We start from the raw sequence: 22,025 nt of genomic DNA, 5'->3' as shown, positions 1-22,025 counted from the left end.
TACTATACGCGAAGGAGTATATCATAAAATGAAGTACGTATGCGGTATCGATGAGGCCGGAAGGGGACCGATTGCAGGACCGGTGACCGCCGGGGCGGTGATCCTGCCTCACGGATTTCCTGTTGAAATCCTCGACGATTCCAAAAAAATCCTTCCGGAAAAAAGAAAAGAGGTTTTTCTCATCATCCGCGAACGGGCAATCGCATGGACAACAGGCTGGGTATGGCCTTTTGAGATCGACCGGCTCAATATTCACAGATCAGTCCTTCTTGCAATGAAAAGGGCGATCGACCGCCTTCCGGTCGTCCCTGAAAGGATTCTGGTCGATGGTCTGTTCACGCCGGTGTGCGGGTATCCCTGTGAAGCAATAAAAAAAGGCGATACCGTTATCCCGGAAATAATGGCCGCATCAATCGTGGCAAAAACCCTCAGGGACAGATGGATGGAACGGTATTCACGTATCGAATCAGTCTATGAGTTTGAAAAACATAAGGGATATCCGACAAAACGGCATCGCCTCATGGTGAAAATCCATGGATTGTCACCGATACACCGCAGGAGTTTTGCCATCAACGCTCCCGAATAAACTTGACTGCTTTTTTAAATCCTTCAAGAAAGACATCGAGATCTTCCTCAAAGACGATAAGAGAATACCGCTCAAAATCGTTATTTGTATTTTTTTTGCTCTCGACGATATTGAGGAAAACATCTCCGTGACGGTTTTCCTTGACATTAAAAAAATACGTCCTTTTCCCTGAACTTGCTCTCTCCGAATAAATCTCTCCCCTGAGTCCCATAGGTCGTTACCTTTCTCAAAAATCGTTTTTCCCGGCTATCGATCGTTTTTTTTTTCAATTAATAAACGGGATAGTGACGGTGCCGAAATGCACCAGCCAGAACTATAACGAAAAAAAAAATATTCATCAAGCTCTTGACAAAGAATAAATTTGTGCATTAGTATCGAATGAACATATTAATTTTCTTAATCAGCGGCCCCATGAGTGTATAGCGCAGCCGTTGTGTAAACGCGATTATATATCAATAATCCGTGCCGATCGAGGCCGTCCGGTTGAAGGATGTTCAGCATATACCAATATGCGCCTGTCGTATAACGGCTATTACCCAAGCCTTCCAAGCTTGTGATGTGGGTTCGATTCCCATCGGGCGCTTTCCTGAAGCCTTACAGGGCAAGGAACTATTAAGAGTCCCCCACAAGGGGGCTTTTTTTATGGTGCGCCCTGCCGGGCGCACCATAAAAAAAGCCGCTTTTGTAAAGCGGCCTTTATATTAATCCTTGTGGTACAAGGAGTAAAAAACCCCCGTTGATCGACAGGGGTCATATCAGCGAGCGAGGAGAATCGAACTCCCGTCACGAGCTTGGGAAGCTCGGGTAATAACCATTATACGACGCTCGCCGGTATCCTGTGTCTATTCCTATCACAGGAAATCAGGTTTGTCAATCGGAAATGATATATTCATCGCCGCTCTCCTCGAGTTCCGTCAATCCTTCTTTTTCAACAAGATATTTGTTCACTTCCTTGTCAAGGATATAGACGATGATTTCAGTACCTGATTTTAATCGATACGGAAAGGATATCTTCCCCCCGTCGTGTTTTATCGAAAGGAGTTCCATTTCTTCGCCCATGTACCGCGCGATCACCTTGACGGTCACCGGCACAGGATAATCGTCGATTATGTAATTGAAAATATCAAACACTTCATCATCTTCGAGTGCCGTGATTTCATTTACCGTTAATCGCATCGGTACCATCAGCGGTATTTCCTTATCGGGCTCCGGATTCTGGGTGGCGACGATTCCTTCCTTATATTCGTTCCTTTCCTTTTCTATTTCAAACAAAAAGGGTATATTCCTGCCCGCCAGCAGCTTTATGGCATCCTGATACCGCTTTCCGATATACTTTTCGGCAATCACTTCCTGCCCCTTCGGACCCTTGCTGACGACCAGATCGATATAGGTGACCCTGTTCTCATAAAGGGGTGTTCCCTCTTTCGGATTCTGTTCGAGAATGGTTCCGTTCGTGGCCTCATCGTACACATACATAACGGGTTCCCTTATTTGAAGCAGCGCCATTTCATCCGAAGCGAATGCCTGCAGCAATTCATACCTCAGCCAGCCCAGAGTTTTTCCCGTGTAGTCTTCAATCTGTTTGATAACGGGTCCCTTGCTGACGACAAGGGTGACTGTTCTGCCGATTTTCACGTTTTTCCCCGGCTTGTAATTTTGCCCGATAACGATCCCGCGGCTGTATTCGGATGTATGCTTTTCCTGTATTCGCACATTTAATCCTTTATCCTGAAGCCGGGCGATCGCATCGATGAGATCCACTTTATCGTTTTCCGAGGAGGTGACATTCGGGACAGAGACATTTTCGTTCCCCCTCAGGTTGGCAAAAAAAATGATGACACTCATAAAAACCATAATAAAAAAAAGACCGATAATGAGAAAAACCGTCAGCTTGAAAAACTTTGTTTCCTGATCATCCCGCTGATTGGGCAGGATTTGTTTAATTTTTTCCAGAATTCTATACATCTGCTTCTCCAAGATAATCGTTTACCATATCCCGATGGCCATTGAGAAACGAAAGAAAATCCATTTCTTTCTTCGATTGCAGCTGCAATCTTAACAAACCGAGGATTCCCTTCCCGGTTTGTACGAGGATGCCCGCATTTTTATCCCAGCCCAGGATATAACCCGGTTTCATCCGTTCTTTCCCCTCTTCTCTATGTACAATATTTGCGCGGGTTATGACAAGATGCTGTCCGTGAAAAGTTGTAAAGGCCAGCGGCCATGGAAAATAAGCGCGTATCTTTCGTTCGATGAGAGACGCGGGTTCCTCCCATGAAACTCTGCCGTCTTCCTTTTTTATAAGCCCGCAGTAGGTGGCTTTTTCTGAGTCCTGAACATATGAGGAGGCTGTCCCGGCTTCGATTTCATCGATAACGGAAATAAGCATCCGCGAGCCTTTTTGTGAAAAAAGACCTTCAAGCTCCATGGCCGTTTCGGTTCCCTCAAGCGGCACCTCCTTCTGAAGGAAAATATCGCCGCTGTCCATTTTCAGGGCGATCTTCTGAACGGTGATTCCGCCCGTGGGATCTCCCGCGATAATCGTCGCCGGTATCGGCGCGGGTCCCCGGTGCCGGGGGAGGAGTGACGGATGTAGATTGATACCCCCTTTGGGGAAAACATCGAGAAACTCCTTTTTGAAAATTTTTCCATAGGCGGCAACGACCAGTATATCCGGCTTGAGGGTACGGACACTCTCGATAAAATCCTCATCGAGTTTCATCGGAGTCAAGACGGTAAGTCCTTTTGAAAGCCCGAACCTTTTTACCGGTGAAGAAACGACGGTGTTCCCCCTGCCCGCCATTTTATCCGGCGCGGTCAGCACCCCGCAGACGGTATGTCCTGAGCTGGTTAATCTCTCGAGCGAAGGGACGGAAAATTGAGGTGTTCCCGCGAAAAATATCCGCATCAGACTCCGGCTTTCTTCCAATATTCTTTTATCAGCTTTTCCTTTTTTTCTTTTTCAAGCCGATCGATAAATAAAATACCGTTCACATGATCGAGTTCGTGTTGAATCACGCGTGCAAGAAGTCCTTCCGCCTCTATGGTAAACGGCCGTCCTTTTTCGTTCCACGCCTGTATTTTGATATACATCGGACGAATCACATCGGAATTAATACCCGGAATACTCAGGCATCCCTCTTCATAGTCGATCTGCTCCATCGATGTTTCAATAATCTCGGGATTAATGAAAATCCGCGGCACATCACGCGGAATATGACAGACAAACAGGCGCCTCATCAGCCCGATCTGGACGGACGCCAGGCCTATACCCTTTCCCTTTGCCATTATTTCAAACATATCGTCTATGAGGTTGCGTATTTCTTCATCAAATTCCGAAACAGACACTGAAGGTTTTTTAAGCCGTTCATCTCCTAATGTAATAATCGCAGACATAGTTGTTGATAATAGTACACAAAACATGAAACTTAATCAACCGTTCGGACTTCACGGTCAAGACTTTCCCGGCCGGAATTTATTCTTTTCGAGAACCCTCCTGCACGACTTCGCACATGACGATTCGCCTGATGCTGAGTTGAAGATACGGCCGAAGCGGTCAGCCGCGCTTCTTTCAACCATCGCTTTGTTTTCGGATTTCTTTCCGTCTCGGGGTGAGTCCGGTTGCCGTGACGGCTATAAATAAATTACAAAAAATTTTGTTTGAAAAGGTTGAAAGATACATCCGCACCTGTTATAATACGGAGTTATGATACAGATTATGTAAAAAATGAGTTTATTATTGAAAGAGGAGGTCTAAAGCTACGATTATGGAACCAATAAAAGTGACTGTATCACAACTTGGAAAAATTGCAGACAATCTTAAAAACGGTGATGAAACTGCAATCGGAACCTATCTATATAAGGGATTGAGAGTTCAAATCAGTAAATACAAGGCGTCCGGTTCTGAACGGTTTGCCCGTCTGTATCGAAAACGGCGGGAAAAGGGACTCTGCGTCATCTGTGCGGCAAAGGTAACGCAAAAAAATCCCAAAACAAAAAAACTTTACCGTCTTTGCGAATTACACAGGGAGAAAATCGACAAAAAAAAGTAAAACGGCTTCGTTTTCGTCAGAATATGTATATACCGAATTGTAAGTTCCCATTATATCGATACATAGCCCGTGAGTGGCCGCCATGACACGTATGCGTGAGAAGCCGGGGACAGACCCCGGGCGGCAGTGTTTGAAGACGGAACCTTCGCTACAATTATCGCCATTCCCAGGATTCCCGATCGATCACAATCGGTATGATAGATTATTGACATTTACCGGGATTCGTAATACCCTTAGAAAAGAGGGCGCAATATAACGCAAGGAAATGAAGAATAGCATGACAACACGATGGCTAGAATTGTTTATCCTGATCGGTTTTCTCATTCCCATCGTTTTGCACGACATAAGAGAAAAAAAAATTCCCGATATCTATATTATTCCGGGGTTTTGCCTTCTCCTTCTTACACGGTTTCTATTCCGGTGTGATTTTTCTTTCTGGTTTCTTCTTGATATCGCGATCGGTTTTTTATTCATCTGGATACTCTGGTTTGTCACCGGCGGGAAAATCGGCCTGGGTGACGCGAAGCTTTCCGGTATGATTGCGCTGGTTCTTGGCGCCGCCGGTTGGTTTTTCGCGCTTTTCATTGCCTCGTTTTCCGGTCTTGTGACCGGTATGATATTATTACGCATGAAAAAAATAAAAAAGGAAGAGGGAATACCCTTTGCACCGTTTCTTGCTGCCGGGGGGGTTGTCTCTTTCGTTTTAAAAGACCTTGATGTCTTCAAAGACCTGTCGGTTTTCAAAGACCTTCCGGTCCTGAACGACATTTTCGCGGGTCTTTATAATGGATAAGGAGTGAATATGAGATCGATGACAAAACGAACGGTTCCCGTAATACTTCTCCTCGTCATCATGGGAACACCTGCACTGTATGCGGAAAAAATCAAGGAACTCCACTTTTATAACCAGCCGATTACGGATATACTCCTGGCGCTGGGTGGAATCGGCAAGAAATCAATCGTCCCTGATGAAACCATCTATGGTGTGGCATCCTTCTCGTTTATCGATATCGAATGGGAGGATGCATTGAATGTCTTCTTACAGACCTACAAGATGTATCTCAAGATCGAAAACGGGATATACTATGTCTCGCGAATCCGGGTCGATTTCAATCCGGATATCGATGTCGTCACACAGATCGACGCCGAGGATGTGGCTCTCAACCTCCTGCTCAAAGCAATATCACGTGAAATCAGGAAAACGATCCTCACCGACACCATTCCGGTGATCACCCTTTCGGTTCACCAGAAAAATATCAAGGTCAAGGCCCTGCTCGAACTCGTTCTCAAGCCCATCGAAGAATCGCATAAACTCATCGTCTACCCGGATTACTACCACGTCATGATGCTGGCGACACCGCCCCCACCGACTCCCCAGCCCGGAGATTTCTCACGTATACCGGAAGGGTTTAAAAAGGATGACAAGGGCCGGTATACCATCAATGTCAGCAGAAAACGCTTTTTCGAATTACTTGAAAACATCTTCAAAATGGAAGGGGCGGAATACCAGCTTCTTTTCCAGCGGGATACGATGATCGACGCCCCCCTCCGGTTTGCCAACAAAACCTTTAACGAGATGCTCCGTATTCTCTGCGAACAGGGAAACGCCGATTTCAAGCTGGTCAACAATGTCTACTATATCTTCGAGATCGCGCAGCGCGATATCCTCAAAAAACTCAAGGACACGATGATTATCGAACTGAGGTATATTACCGCCCAGGACCTCCAGCGGCTTCTCCCCCCGGATTTAGGCTCGAGCAGGTTTTACCGGATCGACACGAACAACAACATGGTCATATTGAACGGGAGCAGGGATGAAATCGATGCGATTGCCGATTTTATCCGTGAAATCGATCTTCCCATGACCCAGACGCAGTATTACCGTTACGACCTCAATTTCATCAAGGCACAGAACCTCCAGTCGATTCTCCCCGAAGAATACAAGTACATCAAGATATCCCAGATTCCGGACACCAATTCCGTGGTCATCCCGCTTACACCGGAACGGAAGATCCTGCTGGACAGATTCATGGCCACGGTCGACAAGCCGCCGCCGGCTGCGGAGATAAAACTCAAATATATAAAATCGGAAGACCTTGTGAAAAATCCGCCCCCTTCCATTTCGAAGGAGGATATCATTATCACGCAGGATCCTTCCATCATCTTCCTCAAAGGTTCGCCGGAAAAACTTTCGGCCTTCAAAAAGGACCTGACGATTTTCGACCAGCCCGTGCCGCAGATCGCCTATCATGTTTTCGCGATCTCCTACACCGATAACGAAGGCATGAACTGGCAGCAGGGGGACACGACAAAAATCACCTACAAGGCGACGGCCAACGAAAATGCCTCCGCTCCCTTTTCGGGGAATATCGGAAACCTCCTCTCCGTCAATTTCGATATTCCGTGGGTCCTGGGAGGGACCTGGGCCGTGTATCTGAACTGGGCTTTGACGACGGACAATGCAAAGGTCATCACGGATACGACCCTCTACGCCCTTTCCGGTGAAAAGGTCAACCTGAGCGACACCGAGGTATACCGCTATATCGTGCCCGAAACAAGCACGGTAAGCGGAACGACGGAAACCACCACCAGCGGCCCGACGCGTTCGATCGAAACCGGATTCAAGATCACGATCGAGGGATGGGCTTCGGGCGACGGCATGATCACGATGGACGTGGACGTGACGATCGCAAGCCAGGGGTCTGCCGGATCGGACGCGCTCGATCTCGGCACCACCTTCGATAAAATCATCAGCACCACATCCCGCACCTCGTCGGGCGATCCGATCAAGATCGGCGGGCTTATCAGGGAAAATGCGACGTCGAAAATCGAAAAATTCCCGATTCTGGGAGATATTCCCCTTATCGGACTCCTCTTTCAACGCAAGACAGAATCGACGACGAAAAGCGAAATCGTCGTGTATATTCTTCCCCATATCATCTATACGAAAGAGGAACTGGCGGACACGGGCAGGAGGTTAAAGAAACTCTACGAACGCTACTTTCACGCGCAAGAAGGCATATAATCATGGAAATTATCGATGATTTTCTTCACGATCTTCCGATGGTTCAGGTCTCGCTCTCCGATTTCAAACCGCTGCCCGACGGTGAAAAACAGTATCCGCTCGAATACATCGAAGCGAATCATGTCATCCGCCTGAAGGAAGACGACGACATGGTCTTCGTCGGCCTGGTCGACACAAAAAACTATACCCTTCTCGAAAACCTGAAAAACTTTCACAAGAAACGCATTATCTTTTGTGCGCTCGATAAAAACGAGTTTTCCGCGTATTTGAGCGAACGTCTTGCTGCGACCGGGGTCGATGAGGGGATCGCGGACAAACCGGAAAACGAAAAAATACTGCTCGACAAACTGGCAAACGACGCGCCGATCGTCATGCTCGTCAACAGCATCATGATCGAGGCGATCAGGAAGGGCTCGTCGGACATCCATATCGAGGGGTTCGACGACGAGGTGTACGTCCGTTACAGAATCGACGGCCACCTAAAAACCGTATCGAGAATCGACAAGGACCGCTTCCCCGCCGTCGCTTCCCGTCTCAAGATTATGGCGAACCTCAACATCATGGAAAAACGGCTTCCCCAGGACGGGCGTATTTCGGTTCACCTCGGCGACGACGAAATCGACCTCCGTGTCTCGATCATCCCGATCGCCAACGGGGAATCGATCGTCTTGAGGCTCTTCAACAAAAAGCGGACCCTTCTGAAACTCGATGAAACCGGAATGACGGAAAGTCAGCTTTTGGAGTTCAGGAAAAAATGCCTGACCCCGAACGGGCTTATGCTGGTCACCGGACCCACGGGAAGCGGAAAAACGACGACCTTGAGCGCCGTGCTACAGGAACTCAATTCCGAACACGTGAAGATCATCACGATCGAGGATCCGATCGAATACGTGACAAAAGGGATCAACCAGATCCAGACAAACGAGCGTATCGGGCTTACCTTCGACTCGATTCTCCGGCGGGTACTCCGTCAGGACCCGAACATCGTCATGGTCGGTGAGATCAGGGACACGGACACTGCGGAACTCTCTATCCGTGCCGCTTTGACCGGCCACCTTGTTTTCTCCACGCTTCATACCAACGATTCGGTCTCCGTTATCACCCGTCTCAAAAACATGGGAATCGAGCCCTATCTCCTTGCTGCGGTCCTCCGCGGCTCCCTTGCCCAGCGTCTCGTGAGAAAGATCTGTCCCGAATGCAGGGAGACGATTACCCCTTCACCCGCGGAACAGGAACTCCTCGCGCGCTACGGTATCTCGAAGAAGAAAAAAATCTATCAGGGGAAGGGGTGCGACGCCTGTAACGGGACGGGCTACAAGGGGAGGATCGGCGTTTTTGAATATTTTTCAGTCAACCCCGAAGTCGAGGAAATGATCATCAAGGGCATGAAGGATTCGCTGATCAAGGAATACCTCGTCGGCAACGGGATGAAAACCCTGCTTGCCGATGGTATCGACAAGATCATCAACGGGGTGACGACAATATCGGAAGTAGAAAGGGCGGTTGCAGGCTGATGCCGTTATATCATTGCAAGATTGCAGACAATACGGGGAAAACCATGGAGATGACAAAAGAGGCCCCGAACGAGGATGTCCTTATCCTCGAGTTTCTCCAGAACAATTTCGCGCCGATAAAAATCCGGGAAGTGAAATCGGAAGACGAAAAAGCGGCCACGGGAAAGCGCTTTTCGCAAAACTCGATTCTGGAGTTTACCCAGACCCTCTCCCTCCTCCTTACCTCGGGGCTGTCCCTGAAGGACGCCCTCGAAGTGAACAAGACGATTTTCACCAAGGGTCCGGTGAACAAGCTGACCAATACCCTTATCGAGCAGATCAAAAAGGGGGATTCCTTTCACCAGGCGATCGACAAGTTCAGGGGAAGTTTTCCGCCCCTTTACCGGGGGCTCGTCAAGATCGGGGACAAGATCGGGACACTCGACAATATATTCGAGCGCCTCGCGGGCTATCTGCGGGAAAGCAAGCAGATCCGGGACAAACTGACGGGAGCCCTCTCCTACCCGCTCATGACATTGGGTTTTGCGATTTTTGGGGTAATCGGGATGGCGATTTTCATCTTTCCCCGTATCAAGGACATCTTCGCGACCCTTCATACGGGAGTGAACGAACAGATCCAGTCGACGATGGCCTTTGTGAACGTCTTTTTTACCTTCGGGGCGGTCTTTCTGGTCGTGTTTATCGCGTTGATCGTCGCGGTACTGATTATCCGTAAAAGTTCCGGCCCCCTCCGCGACCAGCTCGACAAGGTGTTATTGAAACTTCCCGTGATCGGGAATATTATATACATAAGGGAAAGTTTGAATTTTCTCTTTGCCATGGAAACACTCACGTCGAGCGGATTTGCCGTGGAAGATGCCCTCCCGGAAGCGGGAAAGGTGCTCAGCAACCGGGCACTCGCCTCCGGCATCAGGCTGATACGGGACAAGATCATCAAGGGGGAACATCTTTCAAAGGCATTTTTGGAAGATCCTTACTTTGACGAGCGGATCGGACGGTGGGTGTCTATCGGGGAACGTTCGGGAAAAGTCGAGGTCGTGTTCGGACAACTCAGGCAGTACTACCAGGATGAGCTCGAGAAATGGTCGACCGGCTTTATGGCGGTCGTCGAGCCGGCGCTGATCATTTTTGTCGGGCTGATCATCCTCTTTCTGATCATGACCTTTTTTGTTCCGATTTTCTCGATCTACCAGGGTTTTGGAACATAATATCATCAAGGAGGTATGCGAATATGAACGGGCATATCAAAAAAAATAAAAAAAGACCGGGGGTTTTCGAAAGATTGCGAAAACACGTCACATCCCTGACAAAGCGGCATCCTGAAACGGGAACAACCTTTGTGGAAATCCTTGTCACGATCTCGATTATCGCGATCCTCATGACAACGATCGCGATCGCGATCATACCGTGGATTGTCGAAGCTCAAAAAACGACGGCAAAACAGCATATCGGGACCTTCAAGGTGGCTCTGCAAATGTACCTCGCACAGAACAGGAGTTATCCCGATCAAAGCGAAGGGCTGGATTCACTGAAACCATATATCCAGGACGGTAAAATTCCAAAAGACCCGTGGGGTCACGAATATATCTATATGGTTCCGGGTCCGGATGGTGTCGATTACGGAATTCAATCCTACGGACCTGACGGTGCCGAAGGCGGTGATGACGATATTACCTCCTGGGGATTGGAAGCAAATGAAGAAGATGATGAACCGTAATAAAAAGAAAAGTGAAAACGGTTATGTCCTCATCGATGTGCTGGCAACCATGCTTATACTCTCGATCGCGATGACCGCGATCCTGAACGGGTTCACGTTATTGGGTCGTGCTGCGGGATTCTCGTGGCATCGTGCCGTTGAAATTATTGTAGATAGAAATGAGTTTGAAACATACAACCGGCTTACCGGCGAAGAATAAGGAAGACGGGTTTACATTTATAGAGATTCTCGTTTCGGTGGTCATTTTAAGTGTCTTGGGGTTTTCAATCTGGACGGGTTTTATCGGGGTAATGAATCTCATCGGAAGCGTCCCCGAAGCAACGGAAAAAGCCCAGAAACTCCTTGCCCTCGACTCCTATCTTATGCAGGTCTGCGGTGCAATAAAAATTCCTTTCTGGATGCCGGAAGCTGAGATTGAAGAGGAAAGCGACAAAGTCATCCTCCCCTTTTACGACGGGAAGAAAGAGAACATGCTCTCGATCGAGTATAAAGACAAATATATCATCATCACGACCTCGATTATCGAAGAAGAAGAGACGGATGAAGACGAAGAATCGGGAGAAACCTACATTCCGACATTCAAGGCAGGTCCTTATGACGAAGTGACATTTGAAATCGTCTCCACAAAGGAAGAGGGGCTTATCGGATTGGATGTATCGATTCTGGAAACATATGACGAATACGAACCGGTGAAAATCTTTGTTAGGTTCGGGAGTTATCCTTTCTGGAAGGAGGACTGATGGGAAACAGGGGATCCTCCGCGATATCGGTCATGGCCATCGTTCTTTTTCTGACAACGGTTTTCGTGGGATTGAGTTTCTTTATTCAAACGAGCCTCAGGATCGAGATGATCCACAAACAGGAGGACGACATAAAGAAATATCTCATATCCGAAGCGCGTCAGGTGGTGGAACTCCTTTCGGAAGACGCAGAAGATAGGGAAAACGACAATTTCTTCCAGGATGTCTGGGGATTCGTCAACGCGAATGAAAACGTCTACCTGAAGGATGTATCGAGTTATCTCAATCCCAACTGCATCGACCCGCTTATCCTCGAACATCTCAACAAGGCCATGTTTCCCTCTCCCATGAAGCTTTTCAAGGACGAGGCGAACTACAACCAGAATACGATCAAACAGCTCTGGATCGACGAGGGAATACAATACCCCCTCTCCCCCGCCTATGACGACTATTTCGAAGAGGACATCCTGAAGACGTTTTGCACTCCCTATTCCTATTTCAACTTCAACCTCTGCTATGAATACATGCTCGAGAAGGTGTGCGAACTAAGGACGGGAAGCGAAAACGAGGCACGGCGGTTTCATGACATGTACGCGCAAAAGATTCTGGCGGAAAAAAAGATCATCGACGACAACAGGGAACTCGAAAACTGGTTCACTCACCAGCACCTCGGCGGACGGATGTTCGACCAGCTGTTTCCCATCGTAAACGTCGAACCCGCGATGAACGTGCATTTCATGCCCGAAGAAATTCTCCGGGGCCTTCTTTCTTTTCCCCCGTTCAACATCAAAAATCACGCAGGTATTGCCGAACAAATTCTGAAAGTCAGGGAGGAGAATGAAAAAGGATTGACGCTCAAAGGCTTAAAAAGTATAATTGGTAGTAGTCTGCAGTACCCGGGCAAGCGCATTTATCATTATCTGGGAGTATTCACGAACTTCTGGGAAATAAGGGTAATGATGGAAGAATCGGAATTACGGTGGATCGTCGCGCGGGTTCCCCAAAAGAAGGCCACGGACGATATTGTATATAAACTGCTGGAAGAGGATATCAGGCTATGAAGCATATTGCCTACGCGCATAAAAACGGAGAAGGACCGACCCTCTATCTTTTCGACAGGGAAGAACCGATCGATTCTTCCGCGAACTTCGACGCACTCATGATGTCCCGCCTCGACTTCGACATCAAGGTGACCACGGTCCCCCCCGTTCATCAGAGTGAGATGGGAAACATCCTCACCTATAAACTCCGCAGCCTTTACCCCGGCGACCCCGAAGATACCATCTTCGATTTCAAGGTCCTGACACAGAACAAACAGCGGTACGCCGTACTTTTTATTTCATCAAAAGACACGATCAACGAATACAAGGAACTGGCGAACAACAAACCGCTGATCCTCCCCTTCCCCATTCTCGCCAAGCTGACAAAAAAATACGATGGTAAAAACTGTGTCTTTTTTTTCTGGCACAAGGACTGGGTCGATATTTCCCTCTTCGAAGAAGGGGTATTCAAGTCATCCTCTGCAATCAAGCGGGAAAAGGAAGTGTTTCTCGATTTTCTCAAGATAAAGAATATGCTTCCCAAAAACCTGGAAGAATATGTGTGTGTCTTTCTCTGTCTCAGAGACGAGTCATCGTATCTCGAGGAACAATCACGGGAACTCGTTCAGAACGCGGGCACCGTCGAGTTTCTCCCTATTGAAGAATCACTCTCGCTTATATCGAACAAGACGGATTATCTTTTCAGAAAAAAGAAACAGTCGTTCATATTCCATCAAAAACTGAAGATCGAAATGCTCGCCGTCCCCCTTGTCATTCTCGTGTGTCTCCTCTTCAACAAATATGTCGAAACCAGGGCGGAGTATTACCGGAAACTCAAAAAGGAAAAGGACACGATATTCAAGATCTCGAGCCAGCGGGACGAATACAATAAAAAACGGGCCGAACTGGCCAGAATCCTCGAACATAAACCGGCTGATGTCTTTCTCCTTTTATCCGAAATCAACAGGGTTTTCGGACAGAATCTGGACCTCACCTATTTCCGGCTCGAAACAAAGGAAACAACCGTCATGGTCGACAATAAACGCGAACGGCAGAAACGGTATTATTTTACCATCGAGGGGAGTACCCGGGGCGAACCATACACCTACCAGAATGCCCTGAACAGCAATCCGTATTTCGAGGAAGTACTGGTTCCCCTGATTACACGTGAAAAATTCCGAATGACCGGTATTTTCAATAAAGGAGCGGGATATGCTGTCGAGTAACGAAAAACGTATGTTGTACATACTCGGAATCATCGCGCTCGTCTGTGGAACGGCTTTGTTTTTCTTTCTCAGGACCTCCTTGAGCGGCAGCGGCCTTTTCGATATAAACAGGAAAATCGAAAGGGAAGAACGGGATCTCAGGCGTTACAGCAGCCAGAAAATCGACGATAATGTCGACTGGGATAAAAAGATCAAGGAGATTTCGGAAAAAATCGAAAACGTAAAAAGCAGGTTCTTCAAGCCGGATGAAACCGATATCGCCACGTTCGGCCTCTCCGTCCAGGACTATATAACCGGAAACAGACTCGTGATCGACAGCCAGCGAACGATATCGGGAAGCGAAAATAAAAAGTATCTCGAGTTCAAGGTAAAAGGAAGCGCCTATTATCTGATGCGGTTTTTGGAGGATGTATCGGAGGCGAATAAATACTGGACGATCGCCGAGATAATCATAAAATCCGGCAGATCCGGCGGTAACATCGAAGCGACGATGAAGATCACCTATGAAACGGTCGCCCTCGATGAAACATAGAACACAGACGGTAAAGCCGGACGAAACTATGGTGTACGGAAATCGAACCAATGATGAGGTTACAGCATGAAACAATCGGTACTGACAATCGTTAAAATCGCGCTCATCGCATGTATAGCTATCGTGCTGCTTATTCTCGTCATTCCCTTTCCCGTTTCGATACCGAACGAGGTGATGAATCCCAAAGCCACGGGCGACACGGAAGAGGCCGATGTACAGGAAATAGGCGAAATACGTGTGGGCGATCCCGGCTACATCGCGATGCTTTTCGGGTGGGTAAGCCCGACACCCACACCGCCCCCGATAATCACTCCGGTCCCGACAAAAACCCCCGTCCCCACCTGTAACCGGCCGGGGTACCTTCGCGTACTCGGTACTTTTGTCTCCCCCGACAACATCCGGTATTATATGATCAAGGACGACCGGTACAACTATACATTCAATATCGCCATAGGAAAACCGGCGCAGGGGTGGACATTGAAAAGAATACAGGGCAACACACTGATTCTTGACGATAAAGGACAGGAAGTTTGCGTTCCGATACGATAAAAAACGAAAGGATGAATCATCTTATGAAATACGGTGTTATTGGCATTTTTTTGCTCTCATTATTGGTGATCCTGAACGGCTGTCCGTCCGGTCCGCCGGTCGCGGATAATTTCATTTCCTCGCCGCTGAACGGAAAGATATTCGACCATGACAATCTTCCGTGCGGAGACGTGGTGATCACTGTCGACAACTTCACCAAAGTAAAATCGGATATCAACGGCAGATTCGTCATTCCCGACCTGACACGGGGAACGCATCAGCTTGTCTGCCGGAAAGAATCATATGAGGAGATCACGATTGACTACAATTTTCTCAATCAAAACGACGTGCTCTGGATCAAGATGATCTCCCTGGAGCAACTCATACGTCAGATCGACGATAAATTCTTCAACAACAAATGGGATGAAACAAACGACCTCTTCGAACGTGCCGCCAAAATCGATCCGGACGACCCGGTACTCCTTTATCTGACATCCGTCCTCTATCTCCATAACGGATGGGTCGAGAATGCCCTGGAAGTGCTGCTTGACATGATCGAAAAGGGAAACAACGAACCGACGATATACCTCTCGATCGCCGACATTTACCAGTACAAAATGAATGATCCGGCCCTCGCCTTCCAATACCTCGAAAAATATATCACCATGGTGCACGATGAGGATGCGTACAAAAGGGTCGAAACGTTGAGGGCGTACCTTCCTGAAAACGAAACCGAATGACGCTGATGCGACGGCATTTCTTATCCCCTTGACCAATGACGGCAGGATGAAATCCGAAAGCGAAAATGACGGTGGTATGACCGTGTCCTGCCGGAAAACGTCATATATCACTGGTATCACGGTATAAATGAAAAAAGACATCAACGGAAAACGTATAAAACAAAAAAAAGACGTCAATCAGATGAGTTTTCTGGATCATATTCGTGAATTACGCGGACGACTCATCGTATCCTGTATTGCCTGCGTCGTATGTTCGATCGTCGCTTTCATTTTCTTCGATCCCATTGTCGCGATTCTCTATAAACCGTTTGAAACAATAGACTCGTCGATGAATAACGCAGACCTCTACATTAAATCACTCTTCGAAGGGGTCATCGTCAAATTCAAGATTTCGATTATCGCGGGATTCATACTTTCGCTTCCCGTGCACCTCTACAATCTCCTTAAATTCATTTTCCCCGGACTCAAAAAAAAAGAAAAAAAAGTGATAATCATTTCACTCGTATCGAGTTTTTTCCTCATCGCCTCGAGTATCTCATACACATACTTTCAGATAATTCCCGTATCCGTCGAATTTCTCACCGGTTCGAGCTTCATTCCTGAAAACACGGGAATACTCCTTACCTACAGCGACAATATATTCTACATTCTGCAATTCCTTCTCGTCTCCCTCCTCATGTTCCAGGTCCCCATTCTTCTTGAAGTGCTTTTAATCTTGAATATTATCCGTCGAAAATCATTATTCCGCGCGAGCAGAATTGTTATCATTGTCATTCTTGTTTTGGCAGCCATTCTCACGCCACCGGATGTCGTCTCACAAGTTGCCCTGGCCGTTCCCCTTATCGCGCTTTATTTTCTCACTATTGTTATTGCAAAAATATTCCATTTCGGCGAAGGTGAGCGTGAAATTAAGGAAAAATATAAACCAGGCTGAATTTGAAAAATATTTTTTTTTCTGGACATATAAACTGATATTTGATACCATGGCGGTACATTTAGTTTTTTATTAAGCATTATTCACTATGACAGCATGTGTTATATGGTAAAACCATTTGGAATAAAAAAATATATTGTGAAGAAGGTGTAGACGGGATATGTATTATATTTCTGAAAATAATTTCAGCCGGTTTCTTCAGATCTGTGATGACGATTACGATGTATTTTTACCTGTAAAGAAGGGCAATAACAGATTTTTCACGCGATATACTCAACAGATACAACAACCTGTTGTCGGAGAAGTAAGAACTTCCGATCCCCTGAAGGCCTTCTTTTTTCGGGCGCGGGAAAAAGTCGCCCGTGATTTCGAAGACGGCATGCCCGCCGAATCCCGAAAGCCGGCCTGTATCGTCGGAGTCAAGGCCTGCGATCTCGCCGGATTCAAGGTTCAGGATTCCGTCTTTATCAACAACGATTATCTCGACCCCTTTTACAAAAATGAGCGTGAAAACAACCTTATTATTTCTTCGGATTGCACCTGCGCCATCGATACATGTTTTTGCCTCGCACTCGGGATAAAGCCGTACCCCATTGAAAATTTCGATATAAATCTCACCCCCCTGGAAAACGGATATCTGGTTGAAGTCGGATCGGAGGCGGGGATCAAAATCGTGGAGATACATTCACAACTTTTTACCGAGCCAAACGAATCCCAAAAAAATGAACGGGATACTATCCGCGAGCACACCAAAGATGCGGTGGAGAAGAACATACGCAATTACACGATTCCACTTAAGGACAAGTTCGAAGGGATTATCGAAAAGAATTACGAATCCGATATCTGGCAGGACGAAGCCTCGACATGCGTCGAATGCGGCGCCTGCAACGCGATCTGCCCGACCTGTCATTGTTTCCTGCTCTATGACCAGAAAGACGAAAAGAAGATGGAACGCCTGCGAATATGGGATTCATGCATGATCAAGGATTTCGCACGCGTGGCCGGAGGGGCTAATCCGAGAGAAAAATTATGGATGCGATTAAGAAACAGATTCGAGAAAAAATTCGATTTCTTCCCGAAAATCGCGGATATTTATGCATGCACGGGCTGCGGACGGTGCGTATCTGCCTGCCCGGCAAAAATCGATATACGAAATGTTCTAAAAAGGCTGGTCCATAATGTATACAAGTAAAAATCCGTATCGCCCCGTCAAGACAATAGTCCTCGATGTGATTACCGAAACCCCGACGATTAAAACATTTGTCCTGCAACCGGAAACACCGATTTCATTTGAAACGGGACAGTTTATCGAGTTTTCGGTACCGGGATGCGGGGAAGCCCCGTTCACGCCGTCATCCCGGCCCTCCGTCAGCGACACCCTGGAAGTTACGATTATGCGCGTCGGCAAGGTAACGACAAGGATACACGAACTCAAAAAAAACGATATCGTCGGTCTGCGCGGACCGTTCGGTTCCCGCTATCCGGTCGAGCTTTTCAAGGACAAGGAAGTGCTGGTTATCGGCGGCGGTTGCGGTTTCGCGCCGGTGAGAAGCCTTATGTACAAACTTTTCGAGATAAGGGGGGATCTCAAAAAACTCGTTTTTCGCGGTGGATGCAGAAACCCGAAGGAATTCCTCTACAGGGACGAACTCGAATCGTGGACAAATAAAAACGATCTCAATATACGCCTCACGGTCGACAAGTCTGACGGGGATACGGTATGGAAACACGATGTCGGCCTCGTCACAACGATCCTGGGCGATGTCGGCATGGACGTGAAAAACGGTTTCGCCGTCGTGTGCGGTCCCCCCATCATGATGAAATTCACGACCGGCACCCTTTTAGACATGGGATTCAGGGAAGATAATATTTTTCTCTCGATGGAAAAGAATATGTCTTGCGGTATCGGGAAATGCGGTCATTGCAGGATAGGTACCTATTATGCCTGCAAGGACGGACCGGTCTTCAGGTACGATGCGATTAAAAAATTTCCGAATATATGGGATTAGAAAACGGGAGATGCTATGAAGACAAGTGCGGAACAGCTTTATCATTCGGCCCTTAACATTGAACCGGAAAAAACCGGTGAAAAGCGGTTGTATATCGACCTCGACATTTGCGGGTCAGGAACCTGCGACAGTTGCGAAATTCAATGCAGCTATTTCTATCATCCCCACAACACGGGCATACCCTCTGTTGCGGAACTAGCAACATATGCGCTTGTCTGCCGAAAGTGTGAAGAACCTCACTGTGTCGCCGCCTGCCCGACTGATGCGCTTGAGCAGCAGAAAACAAAGGGAAAGCTCCTCGTCCGGCATACGAGCCGGTGTATAAGCTGTAAATCATGCTCGCACGCCTGTCCGTACGGGACGATCTATCCCGAACACGTCCCTTTTCTCGTTCATACCTGTGATTTCTGTATCGGCCGCCGCGATAAAAAGGACGAACCGCTTTGCATAACGACGTGCCCGCATGGCGCTCTCGCAATAAAAAGCGGCGATACTGAACCGGATGATCATACGTTTTTCGTCGGTGACAACCTGATCGTTCATTCCACACACTGGAACCGGGAAAAAGCGTAATGGACTGCATGTTTGTCCAATATAATTTTTTTGATACATGGATAGGAATATATGTCGATTAAAACACGAGCCTTATTAAAATCTCCCTGGGTGTTTCATCTTTCAACAGGGAGCTGCAACAACTGCGATATCGAAATCCTCGACTGCCTCACACCCAGGTTCGATATCGAACGGTTCGGCATTAAACTGGTCGGAAGTATCCGGCACGCCGACGTCATTCTCGTCACCGGGTCCTGTAACCGCAAATCGACGGAACGAATGCTCCGGTTACTGGATCAAGTACCGAAACCCTTTTTTATTGTGGGTGTCGGTGAATGTACCATGTCGCGCGGCATGTTCATACACAGTTATAATTGCCCCCGTCCCCTTGACAGTATTGTTCCGGTTCATGCGTTTATTCCCGGATGTCCCCCGAAACCGGAAGCGATTATTTCCGGCGTGGTTAAACTCATACAAAAGATAAAGGCAGGAACATGACCAGAGAAGAAATATTATCTGATATAAAAACACGCTTTCAAAACGATATTATCGATGATTTCGACAAGTCCCCGGCGCGTGTCTATATCGAAGTGCAGCCCCGATCGATTGTCCCCATCTCCCGTTATATTTTCAAGGAACTCGGGGCGAGATTCAATATCGCATCGGGCCTCGACACGGCCGAAAACATCGAAATCCTCTATCATTTTACCTTCGAGCCCATCAATCTCCTTCTTTCTGTGAGGGTAAAACTCGATAAAAACTCGCCGGAGATCGATTCGCTTTCAGGCGAATTTCATGCCGCAAACTGGATAGAACGGGAAATGCATGAGTTGCTCGGTATACAGTTCAAGGGACATCCGAATCTCAAACGCCTGCTTCTTTCAGACGCATGGCCGGAGGGGGTTTTCCCGCTCAGACAGGACTACAGTGAATGGGACAAAAAGGCGGTCAGAGACAGGGGGGTGAAATGAAAAAGACGACGATAATCCCGATCGGTCCGTACCATCCTCTTCAGGAAGAACCGGAGTTTTTTCGATTGAAAGTGGACGGTGAAAAAGTAATCGATCTCGAAGTTGAAATCGGATACAACCACCGCGGCATCGAAAAGCTTTCGGAACGAAAAACATTCGATCAATCGACTTTTGTTATCGAACGTATCTGCGGTATATGTTCCACGAGCCATCCCTTTGCCTATACCCGCGCCGTCGAGGATATATTCCCCATGGAAGTACCTCCCCGCGCGAAATATATCCGTACGATTATTGGTGAAGGTGAACGAATTCACTCACACCTGCTCTGGCTCGGTCTCGCCGGTCACTTTCTCGGCTACAATACGGTTTACATGTGGGTGTGGAAATTAAGGGAAGAAATTAACGACATTATGGAGATATTATCCGGGAACAGACAGAGTTACGCGATGTTCAAACCGGGGGGTGTGCGGCGGGATATCAAGGCTGAAGATTTTCCGGCAGTACTAAAAAAACTCGAGTCCATCGTCCCGACGTTGACAATGCTTAAAAAGGCCGTCGAATCCGATCCCGTTCTCCACGCGCGGACCAAGGGTGTCGGTATCCTGACTTATGAGGACGCAATCAGTTACTCGGCGCTCGGGCCGACATCGCGTGCGTCCGGGGTCGCCAGGGACGTCAGAAAGGATACGAAAATAGGGGCCTATGCAGACGCTGACTGGAATATGATCATCACGAAAAACGGTGACGTCTTCGATAAGGTCGTTGTCAGAATACTCGAGATGTTCGAATCGATCAAGATAATGAAATTCTGTCTCAAAAATATTCCCGACGGTGATATCGACGCAGATATCACAAGCGTTCCTCCCGGTGAAGGTATCGGAACCTATGAGGCGCCGCGCGGAGAAACCTTTCATTACGTCCGCAGCGACGGCACCAATTCGCCTGTCCGCCACAAGGTAAGGGCGCCGACTTTTATGAACCTCCCCACCTGTCATTCAACGGTTATCGGACAGACGGTTGCCGATGCATCGATAATTCTTGCCGCGATCGATCCATGCTATTGCTGTACCGAGCGAATGGCGGTCGTCGATCCGGACGGGAATGCCGTTATTTCAGGAAGAGAACTCGTCGAGATGTCGAGAAAGAAAAGTGCTTTTATCAAGGAACAGATGGGAATCGAAAAACTTCCCCTTGATAATATAGAATCATTATAGGTAAGAAGGAGCCATGGGAATACCAAAAGTCAGAGAACTTATCGAGGCAATCAAGGCGTTGACGGTCGGACTGGTCAGACCATATACCACCGGATTTCCGAAGAAACCCCACGTACCGTATAAAAACTTCAGGGGACAGCCGAAATTCAACGAAGATAAATGTGTTGGCTGTCTCGCCTGCGAGCAAGTGTGTCCCGTTCAGGCAATCGCGCATGAGGACAATACGGGCGCCGATCCCCCGATGCGGACGATCATCCATTACACGGACACCTGTATTTTCTGCGGCGAATGCGAAGCACACTGCATCGCCGACAAAGAAGGAATCAAACTGTCAAAGGACTTCGACCTTGCCTTTTTTGACAGGAAAAAGGCTTATGAAACGATCGACCGTGAACTTCAGCTGTGTGAAATCTGCGGGGAGCCGGTCGCATGCAAGGCGCACCTCAACTGGATCGCCGATAAAATAGGCGAACTCGCCTACTCGAGCCCCACAATATATCAATCGCGGTTAAAGCGTCTTGGCGTCATCGACGACAATCTCGTTTCCGCAATAAAGGACGATGGAAGGTCCGACAGGGTAAAAATACTCTGTGCCCGATGCAGGAGAAAAACGACGCTGACAACAGAAGAGACGGGGTGACGGAA

Annotated in this window: 26 protein-coding genes and 2 tRNA genes; 23 read left to right on the top strand and 5 right to left on the bottom strand. The window is 47.8% G+C overall.

Annotated features, from left to right (window positions below; all coding sequences use genetic code 11):
• Window positions 1-28 precede the first annotated feature (28 nt).
• Window positions 29-586, top strand: a complete 558-nt coding sequence (locus tag JW881_09770) for a ribonuclease HII (protein ID MBN1697789.1) — start codon at window positions 29-31, stop codon at window positions 584-586.
• Here JW881_09770 and JW881_09765 read toward each other — a convergent pair.
• Window positions 570-797 (bottom strand): DUF3276 family protein, encoded by a 228-nt coding sequence (locus JW881_09765; GenBank protein ID MBN1697788.1) that lies wholly within the window; start codon window positions 795-797, stop codon window positions 570-572. The two genes, JW881_09770 and JW881_09765, sit on opposite strands and share 17 nt — an antisense overlap.
• Window positions 798-1,097: 300 nt before the next feature.
• Here JW881_09765 and JW881_09760 point away from each other — a divergent pair.
• Window positions 1,098-1,169, top strand: a tRNA-Gly gene (locus JW881_09760).
• Between the two features lie 174 nt (window positions 1,170-1,343).
• Here the strand turns inward: JW881_09760 and JW881_09755 are convergent.
• The 4 genes from JW881_09755 to def all read right to left on the bottom strand — a co-directional run bounded on the left by JW881_09755 (window position 1,344) and on the right by def (window position 3,982).
• Window positions 1,344-1,415, bottom strand: a tRNA-Gly gene (locus JW881_09755).
• A gap of 41 nt (window positions 1,416-1,456) precedes the next feature.
• The gene (locus JW881_09750; protein ID MBN1697787.1) at window positions 1,457-2,551 is read right to left on the bottom strand and encodes a PASTA domain-containing protein; all 1,095 of its coding nucleotides are present in this window, start codon (window positions 2,549-2,551) and stop codon (window positions 1,457-1,459) included.
• Window positions 2,544-3,494: a methionyl-tRNA formyltransferase gene (fmt, locus tag JW881_09745; GenBank protein ID MBN1697786.1), complete on the bottom strand. Its 951-nt coding sequence runs from the start codon at window positions 3,492-3,494 to the stop codon at window positions 2,544-2,546. The genes JW881_09750 and fmt overlap by 8 nt, the downstream gene beginning before the upstream one ends.
• Window positions 3,494-3,982 carry a peptide deformylase gene (def, locus tag JW881_09740; GenBank protein MBN1697785.1) on the bottom strand — a complete coding sequence of 163 codons (489 nt, stop codon included), beginning with the start codon at window positions 3,980-3,982 and terminating at the stop codon, window positions 3,494-3,496. The genes fmt and def overlap by 1 nt, the downstream gene beginning before the upstream one ends.
• Before the next feature lie 386 nt (window positions 3,983-4,368).
• Between def and JW881_09735 the strand changes: the two genes are divergently transcribed.
• From JW881_09735 to JW881_09635, 21 genes are all read left to right on the top strand, one after another.
• On the top strand, window positions 4,369-4,638 hold the full coding sequence (locus JW881_09735) for a hypothetical protein (protein ID MBN1697784.1): 270 nt from the start codon (window positions 4,369-4,371) through the stop codon (window positions 4,636-4,638).
• 277 nt (window positions 4,639-4,915) lie between these two features.
• Complete coding sequence (locus JW881_09730) at window positions 4,916-5,431, top strand: prepilin peptidase (GenBank protein ID MBN1697783.1); 516 nt, start codon at window positions 4,916-4,918, stop codon at window positions 5,429-5,431.
• Window positions 5,432-5,440: 9 nt separating this feature from the next.
• The gene (locus tag JW881_09725) at window positions 5,441-7,663 is read left to right on the top strand and encodes a hypothetical protein (protein MBN1697782.1); all 2,223 of its coding nucleotides are present in this window, start codon (window positions 5,441-5,443) and stop codon (window positions 7,661-7,663) included.
• 2 nt (window positions 7,664-7,665) lie between these two features.
• A complete protein-coding gene (locus JW881_09720) occupies window positions 7,666-9,177 on the top strand; it encodes a type II/IV secretion system protein (protein ID MBN1697781.1) in 1,512 nt (503 codons plus the stop codon).
• Window positions 9,177-10,385, top strand: coding sequence for a type II secretion system F family protein (locus tag JW881_09715; GenBank protein ID MBN1697780.1), 1,209 nt, complete (start codon window positions 9,177-9,179; stop codon window positions 10,383-10,385). The genes JW881_09720 and JW881_09715 overlap by 1 nt, the downstream gene beginning before the upstream one ends.
• A 23-nt stretch (window positions 10,386-10,408) precedes the next feature.
• On the top strand, window positions 10,409-10,894 hold the full coding sequence (locus JW881_09710) for a type II secretion system protein GspG (protein MBN1697779.1): 486 nt from the start codon (window positions 10,409-10,411) through the stop codon (window positions 10,892-10,894).
• Window positions 10,872-11,093, top strand: a complete 222-nt coding sequence (locus JW881_09705) for a hypothetical protein (GenBank protein MBN1697778.1) — start codon at window positions 10,872-10,874, stop codon at window positions 11,091-11,093. Before JW881_09710 ends, JW881_09705 begins: the two co-directional genes overlap by 23 nt.
• A complete protein-coding gene (locus tag JW881_09700) occupies window positions 11,059-11,634 on the top strand; it encodes a prepilin-type N-terminal cleavage/methylation domain-containing protein (protein ID MBN1697777.1) in 576 nt (191 codons plus the stop codon). The genes JW881_09705 and JW881_09700 overlap by 35 nt, the downstream gene beginning before the upstream one ends.
• On the top strand, window positions 11,634-12,695 hold the full coding sequence (locus JW881_09695) for a hypothetical protein (GenBank protein MBN1697776.1): 1,062 nt from the start codon (window positions 11,634-11,636) through the stop codon (window positions 12,693-12,695). The genes JW881_09700 and JW881_09695 overlap by 1 nt, the downstream gene beginning before the upstream one ends.
• Entirely contained in the window at window positions 12,692-13,900 is a 1,209-nt protein-coding gene (locus tag JW881_09690) for a hypothetical protein (protein MBN1697775.1), read from the top strand. The genes JW881_09695 and JW881_09690 overlap by 4 nt, the downstream gene beginning before the upstream one ends.
• On the top strand, window positions 13,887-14,432 hold the full coding sequence (locus JW881_09685) for a hypothetical protein (GenBank protein MBN1697774.1): 546 nt from the start codon (window positions 13,887-13,889) through the stop codon (window positions 14,430-14,432). The genes JW881_09690 and JW881_09685 overlap by 14 nt, the downstream gene beginning before the upstream one ends.
• A gap of 66 nt (window positions 14,433-14,498) precedes the next feature.
• The gene (locus JW881_09680; protein MBN1697773.1) at window positions 14,499-14,981 is read left to right on the top strand and encodes a hypothetical protein; all 483 of its coding nucleotides are present in this window, start codon (window positions 14,499-14,501) and stop codon (window positions 14,979-14,981) included.
• Between the two features lie 23 nt (window positions 14,982-15,004).
• A complete protein-coding gene (locus JW881_09675; GenBank protein ID MBN1697772.1) occupies window positions 15,005-15,700 on the top strand; it encodes a hypothetical protein in 696 nt (231 codons plus the stop codon).
• A gap of 127 nt (window positions 15,701-15,827) precedes the next feature.
• Window positions 15,828-16,634 (top strand): twin-arginine translocase subunit TatC, encoded by an 807-nt coding sequence (tatC, locus tag JW881_09670; GenBank protein ID MBN1697771.1) that lies wholly within the window; start codon window positions 15,828-15,830, stop codon window positions 16,632-16,634.
• 160 nt (window positions 16,635-16,794) lie between these two features.
• Window positions 16,795-17,826 carry a 4Fe-4S dicluster domain-containing protein gene (locus tag JW881_09665; protein ID MBN1697770.1) on the top strand — a complete coding sequence of 344 codons (1,032 nt, stop codon included), beginning with the start codon at window positions 16,795-16,797 and terminating at the stop codon, window positions 17,824-17,826.
• Window positions 17,813-18,643, top strand: a complete 831-nt coding sequence (locus JW881_09660; GenBank protein MBN1697769.1) for an FAD/NAD(P)-binding protein — start codon at window positions 17,813-17,815, stop codon at window positions 18,641-18,643. Before JW881_09665 ends, JW881_09660 begins: the two co-directional genes overlap by 14 nt.
• Before the next feature lie 15 nt (window positions 18,644-18,658).
• A complete protein-coding gene (locus JW881_09655) occupies window positions 18,659-19,216 on the top strand; it encodes a 4Fe-4S dicluster domain-containing protein (protein MBN1697768.1) in 558 nt (185 codons plus the stop codon).
• Between the two features lie 51 nt (window positions 19,217-19,267).
• Complete coding sequence (gene nuoB, locus JW881_09650) at window positions 19,268-19,693, top strand: NADH-quinone oxidoreductase subunit NuoB (GenBank protein ID MBN1697767.1); 426 nt, start codon at window positions 19,268-19,270, stop codon at window positions 19,691-19,693.
• A complete protein-coding gene (locus JW881_09645) occupies window positions 19,690-20,166 on the top strand; it encodes an NADH-quinone oxidoreductase subunit C (GenBank protein MBN1697766.1) in 477 nt (158 codons plus the stop codon). The genes nuoB and JW881_09645 overlap by 4 nt, the downstream gene beginning before the upstream one ends.
• The gene (locus tag JW881_09640) at window positions 20,163-21,380 is read left to right on the top strand and encodes a nickel-dependent hydrogenase large subunit (GenBank protein MBN1697765.1); all 1,218 of its coding nucleotides are present in this window, start codon (window positions 20,163-20,165) and stop codon (window positions 21,378-21,380) included. The genes JW881_09645 and JW881_09640 overlap by 4 nt, the downstream gene beginning before the upstream one ends.
• A gap of 13 nt (window positions 21,381-21,393) precedes the next feature.
• Window positions 21,394-22,020 carry a 4Fe-4S binding protein gene (locus JW881_09635; GenBank protein ID MBN1697764.1) on the top strand — a complete coding sequence of 209 codons (627 nt, stop codon included), beginning with the start codon at window positions 21,394-21,396 and terminating at the stop codon, window positions 22,018-22,020.
• Window positions 22,021-22,025: the final 5 nt, after the last annotated feature.

It is taken from the genome of Spirochaetales bacterium (assembly GCA_016930085.1).
Lineage (GTDB): Bacteria > Spirochaetota > Spirochaetia > SZUA-6 > JAFGRV01 > JAFGHO01.
This window is presented reverse-complemented; position numbering and strand designations above follow the sequence as displayed.

Coding starts and splice junctions, on each gene's coding strand:
- JW881_09770 (MBN1697789.1), top strand. CDS start 29: ATGAAGTACGTATGCGGTATCGATGAGGCCGGAAGGGGACCGATTGCA.
- JW881_09765 (MBN1697788.1), bottom strand. CDS start 797: ATGGGACTCAGGGGAGAGATTTATTCGGAGAGAGCAAGTTCAGGGAAA.
- JW881_09750 (MBN1697787.1), bottom strand. CDS start 2,551: ATGTATAGAATTCTGGAAAAAATTAAACAAATCCTGCCCAATCAGCGG.
- fmt (MBN1697786.1), bottom strand. CDS start 3,494: ATGCGGATATTTTTCGCGGGAACACCTCAATTTTCCGTCCCTTCGCTC.
- def (MBN1697785.1), bottom strand. CDS start 3,982: ATGTCTGCGATTATTACATTAGGAGATGAACGGCTTAAAAAACCTTCA.
- JW881_09730 (MBN1697783.1), top strand. CDS start 4,916: ATGACAACACGATGGCTAGAATTGTTTATCCTGATCGGTTTTCTCATT.
- JW881_09725 (MBN1697782.1), top strand. CDS start 5,441: ATGAGATCGATGACAAAACGAACGGTTCCCGTAATACTTCTCCTCGTC.
- JW881_09720 (MBN1697781.1), top strand. CDS start 7,666: ATGGAAATTATCGATGATTTTCTTCACGATCTTCCGATGGTTCAGGTC.
- JW881_09715 (MBN1697780.1), top strand. CDS start 9,177: ATGCCGTTATATCATTGCAAGATTGCAGACAATACGGGGAAAACCATG.
- JW881_09710 (MBN1697779.1), top strand. CDS start 10,409: ATGAACGGGCATATCAAAAAAAATAAAAAAAGACCGGGGGTTTTCGAA.
- JW881_09705 (MBN1697778.1), top strand. CDS start 10,872: ATGAAGAAGATGATGAACCGTAATAAAAAGAAAAGTGAAAACGGTTAT.
- JW881_09695 (MBN1697776.1), top strand. CDS start 11,634: ATGGGAAACAGGGGATCCTCCGCGATATCGGTCATGGCCATCGTTCTT.
- JW881_09690 (MBN1697775.1), top strand. CDS start 12,692: ATGAAGCATATTGCCTACGCGCATAAAAACGGAGAAGGACCGACCCTC.
- JW881_09685 (MBN1697774.1), top strand. CDS start 13,887: ATGCTGTCGAGTAACGAAAAACGTATGTTGTACATACTCGGAATCATC.
- JW881_09680 (MBN1697773.1), top strand. CDS start 14,499: ATGAAACAATCGGTACTGACAATCGTTAAAATCGCGCTCATCGCATGT.
- JW881_09675 (MBN1697772.1), top strand. CDS start 15,005: ATGAAATACGGTGTTATTGGCATTTTTTTGCTCTCATTATTGGTGATC.
- tatC (MBN1697771.1), top strand. CDS start 15,828: ATGAAAAAAGACATCAACGGAAAACGTATAAAACAAAAAAAAGACGTC.
- JW881_09665 (MBN1697770.1), top strand. CDS start 16,795: ATGTATTATATTTCTGAAAATAATTTCAGCCGGTTTCTTCAGATCTGT.
- JW881_09660 (MBN1697769.1), top strand. CDS start 17,813: ATGTATACAAGTAAAAATCCGTATCGCCCCGTCAAGACAATAGTCCTC.
- JW881_09655 (MBN1697768.1), top strand. CDS start 18,659: ATGAAGACAAGTGCGGAACAGCTTTATCATTCGGCCCTTAACATTGAA.
- nuoB (MBN1697767.1), top strand. CDS start 19,268: ATGTCGATTAAAACACGAGCCTTATTAAAATCTCCCTGGGTGTTTCAT.
- JW881_09645 (MBN1697766.1), top strand. CDS start 19,690: ATGACCAGAGAAGAAATATTATCTGATATAAAAACACGCTTTCAAAAC.
- JW881_09640 (MBN1697765.1), top strand. CDS start 20,163: ATGAAAAAGACGACGATAATCCCGATCGGTCCGTACCATCCTCTTCAG.
- JW881_09635 (MBN1697764.1), top strand. CDS start 21,394: ATGGGAATACCAAAAGTCAGAGAACTTATCGAGGCAATCAAGGCGTTG.